The organism is Mesorhizobium sp. M0244, assembly GCF_040321795.1.
In the GTDB taxonomy this organism is placed as follows: domain Bacteria; phylum Pseudomonadota; class Alphaproteobacteria; order Rhizobiales; family Rhizobiaceae; genus Mesorhizobium.
This window is the reverse complement of sequence record NZ_JAMYSE010000012.1, coordinates 102,003-112,755: the sequence shown is the minus strand read 5'-3', so window position 1 is coordinate 112,755 and position 10,753 is coordinate 102,003. Positions and strand designations below refer to the sequence as shown.

Genomic DNA, 10,753 nt, shown 5'->3' with positions numbered 1-10,753 from the left:
GGGCGGCCTCGCGGGGGGGCCGCCGGGGGCGCGGGGGGGGGGGGGGCTGCCCCCCCCTCGGGGCGGGGCGGGGGGGGGTGGCCTTGGGGGGGGGGGGGCCACTTGCCGATCTGCGATTGTCCTGCCATCGAGCGAGACCAAGCGCTCCTACAGCAGCCCCGCCTGCTCGGCCTCTCGGCGCAAATTCTGCCTTGGCCTTGGGCCGATCTGCTGGATGACCAGCCCGGCGGCCAGCGAGCCGAGATCGCCGCACTGCTTCAGGCTGCGGCCTTGCGTGTAGCCGTAGAGGAAGCCAGCGGCGTAGAGGTCGCCGGCGCCGGTGGTGTCGACCAGCTCCCGGATCTTGGTCGCCTCGATGGTGACCGTCTCGTCGCCGCGCACGATCACCGAGCCCCTTTCCGAGCGGGTGACGGCGGCGATCTTGCAATCCTTGCGGATCCGGGCCAGCGCCTCGTCGAAGGACGCGGTCTGGTAGAGCGACTTGATCTCGTGGCTGTTGGCAAAGACGATGTCGACGGTGCCGGAGCGCATCAGGTCGAGGAACTCGTCGCGGTAGCGGTCGACGCAGAACGAATCCGACAATGTCATCGATACTTCGCGCCCCGCCGCATGGGCGAGCTTCGCCGTCTGCCGGATCGCCTCCTTGGCGCGCGGCGGGTCCCACAGATAACCCTCGAAATAGGTGACCGCCGCGCCCGAGGCCTTGTCGGCCTCGACGTCCTCCGGGCCGAGTTCGATGCAGGCGCCGAGATAGGTGTTCATCGAGCGCTCGCCGTCCGGCGTGACGAAGATCATCGAGCGCGCCGTCGGTGGTTCGCCGTCGAGCGGTTTTGTGTCGAAGGCGACGCCCTGCGCGTGGATGTCGTGCGCGTAAATCTCGCCGAGCGCGTCGTTGGAGACCTTGCCGAAGAAGGCGGCGCGACCGCCGAAGGAGGCGACGCCCGCCGCCGTGTTGCCGGCGCTGCCGCCCGAGGCTTCGATCGCCGGGCCCATGCGGCTGTAGAGCAGTTCGGCGCGCCTTGTGTCGATCAGGTTCATCGCGCCCTTGATGATGCCGTTGGTCTCCAGGAACGCCTCGTCGCACTGGGCGATGATGTCGACGATGGCATTTCCGATACAAAGCACGTCATAGTCCGGCATCAATTCATGTCTCCGCCAAAAACCCACCGGCTTTCTGCCACGCCGGGCGCGGGCGGGTCTAGCGGTTTGATGCGGCTTTGCCTAGACCGCGAGTTATAAATCCGGGCAGAACGCAGATGCTTCGCATTGTGCGGTTGCGCTTGCAGCCTGCGCTATCTCCGCCTATTCCGGGAGACATCAGCCACGGGCACGTTTGACATGGGATTGGAAACGCCGTGATCCTCGACGCTGCCCGCGCCGCCTTGAGCCGGCTGTTCTCGCCCGAATTCCGTTCCGTGTTCCTGAAGACGCTGGGGCTGACCTTGCTGGCGCTGGCGGCGCTGTGGTTCGGGATAAAGAGCCTGTTCGAATGGCTGGCCTGGCCGTGGATCGATGCATGGCTGCCCAGCCTGCCGTCGTGGGCCGGATGGCTGGGCGTCATTGTCGCCGGGATCGGCCTTGCGCTGGGCTTGGCGCTGCTCATCGCGCCGGTGACGGCGATCATCGCCGGCCTGTTCCTCGACGACGTCGCCGAGATGGTCGAGCGCACCGACTATCCCAACGATCCGCCCGGCCGCGCCGTGCCGGCGCTGCGCTCGCTGGTGCTGGCGATCCGGTTCTTCGGCGTCGTCATCCTCGGCAACATCCTGGCTCTGCTGCTTCTGCTGGTGCCAGGCATCAACATCGCCGCCTTCTTCATCGTCAACGGCTATCTGCTGGGGCGCGAGTTTTTCGAGTTCGCCGCCATGCGCTTTCGCCCGGAGGCCGAGGCCAAGGCGCTGCGCAGAAAGCACTCGGTCACCGTGTTCCTGGCCGGTCTGGTTGTCGCCGCTTTCCTCGCCGTGCCGCTGCTCAACCTTCTGACGCCGCTGTTCGCCGCCGCCATGATGGTGCATCTGCACAAGGCTATCTCGGCGCGGGAAGCGAGCTAGCGCAGCAGAAAGCCGCGCCCCAGTTCGTCGTCGTCCTCGACGATGAATTCGGCTCGCCCGCTATAAAAGGCGCGGCCGCCGACGCGGGCGATGATGGCGTCATGCGTCCCGGCTTTGGCCGTCCGCGCGACCGCGCCGGAAAAGCGCGAGCCGGCGATGCTCTCGAACAGCCGCGTCCGGCCAATCTCGATCTGGCCTTTGGCGTGCATTGCCGCCAGCCGCGCGGTAACGCCCGAGCCGGTCGGCGAGCGGTCGACCTCGGCCTCGGCGAAAACGCAGATGTTTTTGGTCGGCGTATCGGAGAACGCATCCTGTCCATCGGTCAGGATCGTGCCATAGAGGAAAGCAAGGTCGGCATGGTCGGGATGCGACAGCGGCAATTCCGCTTTCAGCTTCCCGGTCAGCGTCGTTGCCGCGTCGACGAAATCGCGCACGCGGTTCTTGCCGAACGCCAGCCCGAACTGGCGGCAATCGGCCAGCGCATAGAAGGCACCGCCATAGGCAACGTCGAAGCCGACCGCACCATAGCCCGGCAGCTCGATGTGCTGGTCGCCAGCAAACAGAAACGCCGGCACGCTTTCGAAGGACACCGCACCGGCCTTGCCGTCCTTTACCTCGACCGCAGCCGAGATCAGCCCGCATGGCGCCTCGATGTTGACCGTCGTTAGCGGCTCGCGTGCCGCAACCAGCCGCTCGTCGACGGCGTACCGGCCGAGCGCGACGATGGCGTGGCCGCACATCGTCGAATAGCCCTCATTGTGCATGAACAGCACCGCGAGGTCGGCGTCCGGCAGGTCGGGTTCCACCAGCAGCGCGCCATACATATCGTAATGGCCGCGCGGCTCGAACATCAGGATCTTTCTGAGGTGATCGAGATGGTCGCGCACATAGGCACGCTTTTCGAGGATCGTGCCCTTGGGAATATTGGGGTAGCCGCCGGTGACGATCCGCAGCGGCTCGCCGCCGGTGTGCATGTCGATGACGGTGAGCGTCATTCGCCGGGCTTGGCAAACAGGGCCTGCAGCTTGCCGAACGGCATGGCTGCGCGGGTGAAGCCGAAGGTGCCGTCCTGCTGGATCTCGCGCGCCGCGGTCTCCAGCATGCCGAAGGCGAAATTGGTGAGCCAAGGCCCAAGCGAGATGCGCTTTACCCCCGCCATGGCAAGATCGGCGATGGTGAAGCCGGGCCTGGCCATGACGTTGACCGGCTTGGTCAGCGCCGAGCAGACGGTTCGCACCATCTCGATGTCGCCGAGGCCCGGTGCATAGAGCACGTCGGCGCCGGCCTTCTCGAAGGCCTGCAGCCGCTTGATCGTGTCGTCGAGATCGGGCTTGCCCCACAGGAAATTCTCAGCCCGAGCGGTGAAGACGAAATCGCGCTTCAGTGCCCTGGCCGCTTCGGCCGCCGCCGCGACGCGCTCGACGGCATGCGAAAAATCGTAGATCGGCTTGTCGGGCTCGCCGGTATGGTCCTCGATCGAGCAGCCGGCGAGGCCCGCCGCCTCGGCGGCGAAGATGGTCTCGCCGGCACTTGTCGCGCTATCGCCCTTGCCCTTTTCGAGGTCGGCCGAAACCGGCAGTCCGGTCGCCGCCGACACTTCGCGGCAATGGTGGATCATTGCCTCGAACGTCACCGCGCCGTCCGGCAGGCCGCGCGAAAAGGCAAAGCCGGCGCTGGTCGTGGCCAGCGCCTTGAAGCCGAATGAGGCCAAGAGCTTGGTCGTGCCGACGTCCCAGGAATTGGCCATGACGAAGATCGATGCATGCAGGTCGCGAAAAATCTTTCCCTTATCCATGGATGCTCCCCTCCAGTGCGGACTATGAAGGAAATTCTAGCCCGGCGGCACGCGCCGGGCAAACAAATGCGGTTGGCTCAGAAGCGTTTGGCGTTCTCTCCTGCCAATCGGTCCAGCGCATCGGAATCCTTGACGTAGCGCGAAGCATTTTTGTCCCAATGGTAGGTGACGGAAATGTCGCGCGAAGACGCCTTTGGCGGCTGCTGGCCATCGCAGCTTTCATCGCCCGGCACCGTCGCGTCGGTCACCGTGACCTTGATGGCTGCATAGGGCTGGCCGTCGGCAATCGCCTGGAAGGCCGCATTCTGCGTCCTTCTGTTGGTGCAGAGGTTTTCGTCGAACGTATAGATCATGTCGATCAGCTCGAACCTGTCGTTGCGGACCATGACCAGCGGCGTGATCACATAGCCCTGGCTCGAATTGAAATGCGTGCTCGTATTGATGATGACGTCATCGCCGAGCCCGATCGATAGCCTGCCCGGATCGCGAAAATAGGTGCTGCGGTCGACGGCGACATTGACCGCGTCGAGCAACGCCGGCTTGCCGGCGATGTCGTAGAGTGCCAGCACGGCATAACCTTCGGCACTGTCAGGCGAGTCGCCGAGGTCGAACAGCATGGTCAGCCGGTCCTTGCCGCCGGCCTTGATGCCGAGCACGCCGGCGTTGGAAAGACCTGACGTCGCCGGCGGCGAGCCGCCGTAGTCCGGCCCAGCGATGTGGCGCATCTCGATCGGCATCGATCCCCGAAAAAAGCCGTCCTTGTCCGCGGCCAGATCGGGAATGACCATCCTGGCGAGATCGAGATAGGTGATATCGCCGTGGCGGGGGACGGCGCTGCCGAGCTCCGGGAAGCTGACGGCCTCAGCGCTGGCCGTCGTCCAGAGACAGGGCAGCAGCAGGCAGGCAAAGAGGAAACGAAGCCGGGGGAAGGTCATGCGCGCGCTCGTTATGTCGGGCGCGCACAAGCTAAATCATTTTGCGGCCAAGAGGAAACACCTGGCGTTGCGTCACTATGCTGGTTTGGCTTCGGTCGCCAGAGTCTGCTGGAACACCGGCACCAGCTGATCCATGGCGGCTGCGAGCCACGTGCCGAGTTCGTCGGGCAGAGTATCGTGGATCCAGACCAGGCGGCTCCGGCCCTCGCTCTCGGCGAAGACCTGCATAGAGGTATTATCGTGGGTGACCCCGTCGCCGAGCCATCCCCACACGATCCGCCGGTTCTGCTCGTCGCGGGCGATGAGCCGCTCTCGTACAACTTTGCCGTCGGCAAAAGTAAGAGCCCGCACGTCGCCCTCATCCACCCGGCAGTCGACGAAAACGCCTGGAGCTATCCGTTGGGCGCCGCCGGCGAAGTCGCCGACCGTCGCCCATACGCTTTCCGGTGAAGCATCTACGATGATTTCCCTGACTATCGAAGCCATTTTCGCTGTTCCTCTGTTAGCGGGTAGACCTGTCTGTCTGGTAGATGTATACAGACAGGTCTGCTATAGTCAAGGCATGTCCGCAGCCCGAACCAATGGTCGACCCGAAAGCCTTGCGCGCCGCCGCATCCTCGATACGGCGACCGCGCTGTTTTCTCTGGAGGGAGTCCGCGCAGTCGGCATCGACCGCATCATCGCCGAGGCCGGCGTTGCCAAAGCGACGTTCTATCACCACTTCGCGGCCAAGGACGATCTCGTCCGCGCCTATATCGAGGAGCTCAGCAAGGGAGGACGGGCCGCCATCGCGAGCCTTGGCCGACGGCCACCTCGCCAGATGATCCTTGCCATATTCGATCTCATCGCCGATGCGGCAGATCAGCCGGGCTACCGCGGCTGCCCGTTCCAGAATGCCGCTGCCGAATATCCCGATCCCAGCAGCTCGGTTCGCCAGGCGATCGATAAGCATCGTCACTGGAAGTGGGGCATCCTCAAGGACCTGCTGGTCACGGACGCAAATCCCGATCCGGACCGCACCGCAGACGCGCTAACAGTGGCGGCCGACGGCCTCCTTGTCGTCAGTCATCTCGACAGGCCGGCCAATCTGCGCACTCTCATACGCGACACGGTCGACCGAGTACTTGGGGCGCCGCGCCCGGTCTGAAATCGAGGGGGATTTGCGCGAGGCGACGAGAGCATTTGCTGGGACCGTCCCGTAAGGCGACACAGCGTTAAGGCACGTAGCCTCAACAAAGGCCCGATCAGTGGATCGGCACCAGCCCGGCCAATTCACGCATGTCGTCGAACAGGATGCCGCCGGCTTCGATCAGTCCGTCGCGGTCGGAAAGCGGGTCGCCGTGATAGGAATAGACGCGCATGCCGGCGGCGATGCCGGCCAAAGTCCCGGCGACGCTGTCCTCGATGACGATGCAGTCGGCAGGCGCGAAGCCCATCGTCGCTGCCGCATGCAGGAAGAGGTCGGGAAACGGCTTGCCATGGGAGACCATGGTCGAGCTGAACAGCGCGTGCTCAAACAGCGGCAGCAGCCCCGTCTGGCCAAGCGTGATGTGCATTTTCGATACCCGTGCCGACGAGGCGACGCAGGTGGCGATGCCGGCGGCGTGCACGGTTTCGATGAATTCGCGAACATAGGGGATGGCCTCGACGCCATGCGCGAACAGGTTCGGCAGGCCGGCGTTCCAGCGCTCGACGAAATCGGCGCCAAGACTGACGCCGGTCGCCTCGATTTCCTTCTGCACCGAGACCATGCTGCGGCCGGAAAAATTCTTGCGGCAATATTCGAAGCTGGCCGGAAAGCCGGCCGAGGTCAGCCATTCGGCGAGCCGCCGGTTGGCCAGGTTCTCGGTGTCGACCAGAACCCCGTCGCAATCGAAGATGACGAGCTTGGGTATTTTCATTAAGCGGTCCCGGTCGATCCGAAGCCGCCGGAGCCGCGCGCCGTGCCGCCGGCCAATGTGCGCTCCTCGACGGTCGCCTGCGTCACCGGGGCGAAGACGATCTGGGCGATCCGCATGCCGCGCGTCACCGCGAAATCCTCGTCGCCGAGATTGATCAGCAGCACCTTGACCTCGCCGCGATAATCGCTGTCGATGGTGCCCGGCGTGTTGAGGCAGGTGAGCCCGTGCTTGAAGGCGAGGCCGGAACGCGGCCGCACCTGGCCTTCCACGCCCTCCGGAATTTCCAGGATCAGCCCGGTAGGCACCAGCGCTCGCTTTCCCGGCAGGATCAAAAGCGGCCGGTCGTCCGGCACCGCGGCGCGCAGATCCATGCCGGCGGCGCCCGAGCTCTCATAGGCGGGGAGCGGCAATCCCTCGCCATGCGGCAGCCTGACGAAGCCGACGGCCGGACCGATGACGGAGGAGGGATAAAGTGCTGCGCGCATAAGGCTGATCCTATCGTCGCGAACGCCGATCCAGTCAACTCGGCGGCAATGCTATCAACGGCTTTCTTTCAGCACAGTTCCGCTTCAGCGCAGTTCCATCGGAACGACGGTGGTCTCCTTGATCTCCTCCATGACGAAGGAGGCCGAGACGTCCGACAGTGCCACCTTGGCGATCAGGCGCTGGTAGAGCCGGTCATAGGCCTTCACATCGGCGACGCGAGCGCGCAGCACATAGTCGAGGTCGCCGGACATGCGGTAGGCACCGGTGATCTCGGCAAAACCGGTGACCGCCGCGCGGAATCTTTGCAGCCAGTCGGGATCGTGGTTCGAGGTGCGGATCAGGATGAACACGGAAAGGCCGAGCCCGAGCTTGTCGGCATCGACCAGCGCCACCCGACCGGTGATGACGCCGTCTTCCTCCAGGCGCTTGACCCGACGCCAGCAGGCATTGCGCGACAGCGATATTCTTGCCGAGAGCTGGTCGACGGATAGCGTGCCGTCGCGTTGCAGCTCGGCCAGCAATCTTCGGTCTATTTCGTCGATATCCGGCATCCTGTGGGATGTTTGTCTCAAAATTTGGCCTGACACAAGGATAAATTGAGACGAATGAACCGAGCGCCCATGTCAGGATAGTCATTGTCGGCTCTTCATGCCGGCAGGAGGGATCGACATGACGGCACGGCTCGCAAGACTTTTCACCTCTCACCCGGCCACGGTCGGCGAGAGCTATTTCGGCCATATGGCTTTCGCGGCATGGTTCTCGTCGCGATTGTTCATGGCGGCTTTTGCCGCGCTCGTTCACGCTTTCTTGCCGTTCTTGTTCGCGTCTACGGCAAGCGGCATCATCCGCGAGCTCTACGAGCGGACGCACCACCGAGGACGTTAAGCCGTGGAGGTGCCGATCGCGGCAAGGCCGCGGGACAGCGCCGACCCCTCAACGGATCCCGGCAGCGCAATCCCGATCAAGCGCCGCCCGTCGTCGAAATGCTGAGCCAGGCTTGAAGCCGCGCCGCAATCCGCCATTTTGAGGAGCGCGGCGCGACAGCCCGGAGCACTCCCGATGGATATCGTCTTTTCCTCGACCACCAAACTGGCCTCCGCCATCCGCGACGGCAAGATTTCCGCGCTGGAAGCGATCGACGCGCATCTGGCGCAGGTCGACAGGCACAATGAGGCGGTCAACGCCGTCGTAACCCTCGACCGGGAAGGCGCGCGGCAACGCGCCGCAAAGGCCGACCAAGCGCGGACGCGCGGCGACGCACTCGGGCCGCTGCACGGCGTGCCGTTCACGCTGAAGGACATGCACGAGACCGCGGGCATGAAGACCACCGTCGGCTTCCCGCCCTTTGCCGACTATGTCGCGAGGCAAGACAGCCCGGTCGTTGCCCGGCTGAAAGCCGCAGGCGGCGTGCTGGTCGGCAAGACGAACGTGGCGACGATGCTGGGCGACTGGCAGTCGAACAATCCGCTGTTCGGCCGCACCGGCAATCCCTGGGATCTCCAGCGCACCGCCGGCGGCTCCAGCGGCGGTGCGGCGGCGGCGCTCACCACCGGTATGACGCCGTTTGAGGTCGGCACCGACATGCAGGATTCGATCCGGCTGCCTTCTGCCTTCTGCGGCGTCTATGGCCTCAAGCCGACCGAGCATCGCGTCTCGCTGGCCGGCGCGTTTCCCGATCCGGGCGGGGCATCGCGCAGCGTGCGGCTGATGTCCTGCCTCGGACCGCTGGCGCGCAGCGTCGAAGACCTGGCACTGATCTACGGCCTCATTGCCGGGCCGGATGGAAGCGACACCGACCTTGCGCCAGTACCGGTCGAAGACATGCCCGAGCTGGATCTCAAAAATTTGCGTATTGCCTTCGCGCCGTCCTTCCCAGGTTTTCCAGTGGCAGGCGAAATCAGTGCGGCGGTCGAAAGTCTGGCAAAGGAGCTTCAGTCGGCAGGCGCGATCGTCGAGGAGGCCAAATTGCCGAAGCTCGACCTGCACGACGATCTGGAGCAAGGCGGCGCGCTGATCGGCATGATGCTGGAGGCGGCGCAGCCCGAACCACCGGAGAAGCCGACGCCGGTCTCGCGCTGGTTCGAGGCGCTCGCCCGCCGCGACCGCTCCATCCTGGCATGGGATCGGTTCTTCGAAGACTGCGACGCCTTGCTGTGCCCCGTCGCCATTGTCACCGCCTTCCCGCATTGCGAGCCGGGAACGCCGATCGAGGTCGACGGCAAGAAGCAAAGCTACTGGATGCTGCCGGCCTATGGCGCGGTGTTCAACTATAGCGGCCATCCGGCATTGTCGCTGCCATGCGGGCAGGACAGCAATGGCCTGCCCATCGGCCTGCAACTGGTCGGCAAACGCTGGTCGGAGGCGCGGCTGCTCGGGATCGCCAGGGCAATCGAGCCGCTCACCGGCGGCTTTCGCAGGCCGCCCGGCTATTGAGAAAACCGCGTAAGGCCATAGGGCGCAAGCAGCGGATCGCGCTCGCCTTCGAGGATTTCACGGGCGGCGAACAGGCCGACTGCCGGCGCCAGCGTGATGCCGGAATGCATGACCGCGACGTAAACGCCGCTCCTGCCTTCCGCGCGCCCAATGATCGGAAAGCTGTCGATCGGCGTCGGCCGATAGCCGACGGTGTGGAAATCGAGTTCCAGCCCGTCCGCGCCGCGCAGCATGGTCTTCATCGCAGCAAACAGGTTGCGGGCGGTGGCTGCGGCATCCATGCCCGGATCGGCGCCGCCGAAATCCGAGCCGGCGATGATGCGTCCCTCCGCCGTCTGGCGCATGTGCAGGCGGTCGCCGATCACCAGGCCGTTGAGCAGCTTTTGGTACGGCCGCGAATGCACGATCAGGCCGGGTGGTGTCTCGATCGGCAGTTCTATCCCGGCTGTTGCCGCTATTGCCGGAGAGCCGGCTCCGGCCGCGATCACCACCTCGTCGGCGGCGATCCGCCCGCCGGATGTCTCGACGCCGGTTATCCAGCCGTTGGCCTGCACAAGCGCGGTCGCGGTAACTCCCATCAGCAGCCGCGCGCCGCGCCGTTCGGCCTCGGTCAGCAGTGCTTGCGTGGCAGCGACCGGCTCGGCGACACCTTCCTCGGCGACATAAAGGGCGAAATCGGGAAGCTCGGTCACATTGGGCTCGATGCGCGCTGCCCCGGCATGGTCGACACGCTCGATGCCGTAGCCCCATGAGGAGTGCTCGGCAGCATAGGTTTCAAGCTCGGCACGCTGCAGGTCCCAGCGGAGGCCACCGCACCATTGCAACGGGATGCCGGGCACCTCGTTCGCCAATCGCCTCCATTCGGCCATCGATCGGATGCGCAGCCGGAAGTACGGCTCTGGATTGCCCCAGCTGGCATTGATCCAGGCAAAGGAATTCGGCGTCGCGACGCCGCCGGCGCCGCTGTCGGCAATGACCGTCACCTTTGCCTCGGCCCTGGTCAGGTGCCAGGCGATGGAAGCGCCGACGATGCCGGTGCCGACGACGATCACTTCTTTCGCCGGTGTCATGCTTCACTCCTCGTTCCAACGCGACCACTCCGATGCCATTGCCGAGGGGTTCTGCCAAGAGAGCGCGGCATATATATGCTTC

At 64.9% G+C, this 10,753-nt stretch carries 13 protein-coding genes; 4 read left to right on the top strand and 9 right to left on the bottom strand.

Annotated features, from left to right (window positions below; all coding sequences use genetic code 11):
* Nucleotides 1-147: 147 nt before the first annotated feature.
* Nucleotides 148-1,140, bottom strand: a complete 993-nt coding sequence (locus NKJ08_RS11775; protein WP_352781818.1) for an adenosine kinase — start codon at nt 1,138-1,140, stop codon at nt 148-150.
* Between the two features lie 215 nt (nt 1,141-1,355).
* Here NKJ08_RS11775 and NKJ08_RS11770 point away from each other — a divergent pair, with 215 nt between their 5' ends.
* Nucleotides 1,356-2,051, top strand: a complete 696-nt coding sequence (locus tag NKJ08_RS11770) for a sulfate transporter family protein (protein WP_352522631.1) — start codon at nt 1,356-1,358, stop codon at nt 2,049-2,051.
* Here the strand turns inward: NKJ08_RS11770 and NKJ08_RS11765 are convergent.
* From NKJ08_RS11765 to NKJ08_RS11750, 4 genes are all read right to left on the bottom strand, one after another.
* Nucleotides 2,048-3,046 carry a proline racemase family protein gene (locus NKJ08_RS11765; protein ID WP_352522630.1) on the bottom strand — a complete coding sequence of 333 codons (999 nt, stop codon included), beginning with the start codon at nt 3,044-3,046 and terminating at the stop codon, nt 2,048-2,050. The genes NKJ08_RS11770 and NKJ08_RS11765 overlap by 4 nt on opposite strands.
* A complete protein-coding gene (locus NKJ08_RS11760; RefSeq protein WP_352522629.1) occupies nt 3,043-3,846 on the bottom strand; it encodes an isocitrate lyase/PEP mutase family protein in 804 nt (267 codons plus the stop codon). Before NKJ08_RS11760 ends, NKJ08_RS11765 begins: the two co-directional genes overlap by 4 nt.
* A gap of 77 nt (nt 3,847-3,923) precedes the next feature.
* Nucleotides 3,924-4,781, bottom strand: coding sequence for a hypothetical protein (locus NKJ08_RS11755; protein WP_352522628.1), 858 nt, complete (start codon nt 4,779-4,781; stop codon nt 3,924-3,926).
* 75 nt (nt 4,782-4,856) lie between these two features.
* On the bottom strand, nt 4,857-5,267 hold the full coding sequence (locus NKJ08_RS11750) for an SRPBCC family protein (RefSeq protein ID WP_352781817.1): 411 nt from the start codon (nt 5,265-5,267) through the stop codon (nt 4,857-4,859).
* 76 nt (nt 5,268-5,343) lie between these two features.
* Between NKJ08_RS11750 and NKJ08_RS11745 the strand changes: the two genes are divergently transcribed.
* Nucleotides 5,344-5,928, top strand: a complete 585-nt coding sequence (locus NKJ08_RS11745; protein WP_352781816.1) for a TetR/AcrR family transcriptional regulator — start codon at nt 5,344-5,346, stop codon at nt 5,926-5,928.
* A gap of 97 nt (nt 5,929-6,025) precedes the next feature.
* Here the strand turns inward: NKJ08_RS11745 and NKJ08_RS11740 are convergent, their stop codons facing one another.
* From NKJ08_RS11740 to NKJ08_RS11730, 3 genes are all read right to left on the bottom strand, one after another.
* A complete protein-coding gene (locus tag NKJ08_RS11740) occupies nt 6,026-6,682 on the bottom strand; it encodes an HAD family hydrolase (RefSeq protein ID WP_352781815.1) in 657 nt (218 codons plus the stop codon).
* Nucleotides 6,682-7,167 (bottom strand): dUTP diphosphatase, encoded by a 486-nt coding sequence (gene dut, locus NKJ08_RS11735; RefSeq protein WP_352781814.1) that lies wholly within the window; start codon nt 7,165-7,167, stop codon nt 6,682-6,684. The genes NKJ08_RS11740 and dut overlap by 1 nt, the downstream gene beginning before the upstream one ends.
* 84 nt (nt 7,168-7,251) lie before the next feature.
* Nucleotides 7,252-7,719 (bottom strand): Lrp/AsnC family transcriptional regulator, encoded by a 468-nt coding sequence (locus NKJ08_RS11730; protein WP_352781813.1) that lies wholly within the window; start codon nt 7,717-7,719, stop codon nt 7,252-7,254.
* A gap of 118 nt (nt 7,720-7,837) precedes the next feature.
* Between NKJ08_RS11730 and NKJ08_RS11725 the strand changes: the two genes are divergently transcribed.
* Both NKJ08_RS11725 and NKJ08_RS11720 read left to right on the top strand, forming a co-directional pair.
* Nucleotides 7,838-8,053, top strand: coding sequence for a DUF6356 family protein (locus tag NKJ08_RS11725; RefSeq protein ID WP_352781812.1), 216 nt, complete (start codon nt 7,838-7,840; stop codon nt 8,051-8,053).
* A gap of 174 nt (nt 8,054-8,227) precedes the next feature.
* The gene (locus tag NKJ08_RS11720) at nt 8,228-9,601 is read left to right on the top strand and encodes an amidase (protein ID WP_352781811.1); all 1,374 of its coding nucleotides are present in this window, start codon (nt 8,228-8,230) and stop codon (nt 9,599-9,601) included.
* Here the strand turns inward: NKJ08_RS11720 and NKJ08_RS11715 are convergent.
* Complete coding sequence (locus tag NKJ08_RS11715) at nt 9,595-10,671, bottom strand: NAD(P)/FAD-dependent oxidoreductase (RefSeq protein WP_352781810.1); 1,077 nt, start codon at nt 10,669-10,671, stop codon at nt 9,595-9,597. The two genes, NKJ08_RS11720 and NKJ08_RS11715, sit on opposite strands and share 7 nt — an antisense overlap.
* Between the last annotated feature and the right edge of the window lie 82 nt (nt 10,672-10,753).

Excerpts from the sequence above, each read along its gene's own strand:
- NKJ08_RS11775 (WP_352781818.1), bottom strand. The coding sequence starts at position 1,140 with ATGCCGGACTATGACGTGCTTTGTATCGGAAATGCCATCGTCGACATC.
- NKJ08_RS11765 (WP_352522630.1), bottom strand. The coding sequence starts at position 3,046 with ATGACGCTCACCGTCATCGACATGCACACCGGCGGCGAGCCGCTGCGG.
- NKJ08_RS11760 (WP_352522629.1), bottom strand. The coding sequence starts at position 3,846 with ATGGATAAGGGAAAGATTTTTCGCGACCTGCATGCATCGATCTTCGTC.
- NKJ08_RS11755 (WP_352522628.1), bottom strand. The coding sequence starts at position 4,781 with ATGACCTTCCCCCGGCTTCGTTTCCTCTTTGCCTGCCTGCTGCTGCCC.
- NKJ08_RS11750 (WP_352781817.1), bottom strand. The coding sequence starts at position 5,267 with ATGGCTTCGATAGTCAGGGAAATCATCGTAGATGCTTCACCGGAAAGC.
- NKJ08_RS11745 (WP_352781816.1), top strand. The coding sequence starts at position 5,344 with ATGTCCGCAGCCCGAACCAATGGTCGACCCGAAAGCCTTGCGCGCCGC.
- NKJ08_RS11740 (WP_352781815.1), bottom strand. The coding sequence starts at position 6,682 with ATGAAAATACCCAAGCTCGTCATCTTCGATTGCGACGGGGTTCTGGTC.
- dut (WP_352781814.1), bottom strand. The coding sequence starts at position 7,167 with ATGCGCGCAGCACTTTATCCCTCCTCCGTCATCGGTCCGGCCGTCGGC.
- NKJ08_RS11730 (WP_352781813.1), bottom strand. The coding sequence starts at position 7,719 with ATGCCGGATATCGACGAAATAGACCGAAGATTGCTGGCCGAGCTGCAA.
- NKJ08_RS11725 (WP_352781812.1), top strand. The coding sequence starts at position 7,838 with ATGACGGCACGGCTCGCAAGACTTTTCACCTCTCACCCGGCCACGGTC.
- NKJ08_RS11720 (WP_352781811.1), top strand. The coding sequence starts at position 8,228 with ATGGATATCGTCTTTTCCTCGACCACCAAACTGGCCTCCGCCATCCGC.
- NKJ08_RS11715 (WP_352781810.1), bottom strand. The coding sequence starts at position 10,671 with ATGACACCGGCGAAAGAAGTGATCGTCGTCGGCACCGGCATCGTCGGC.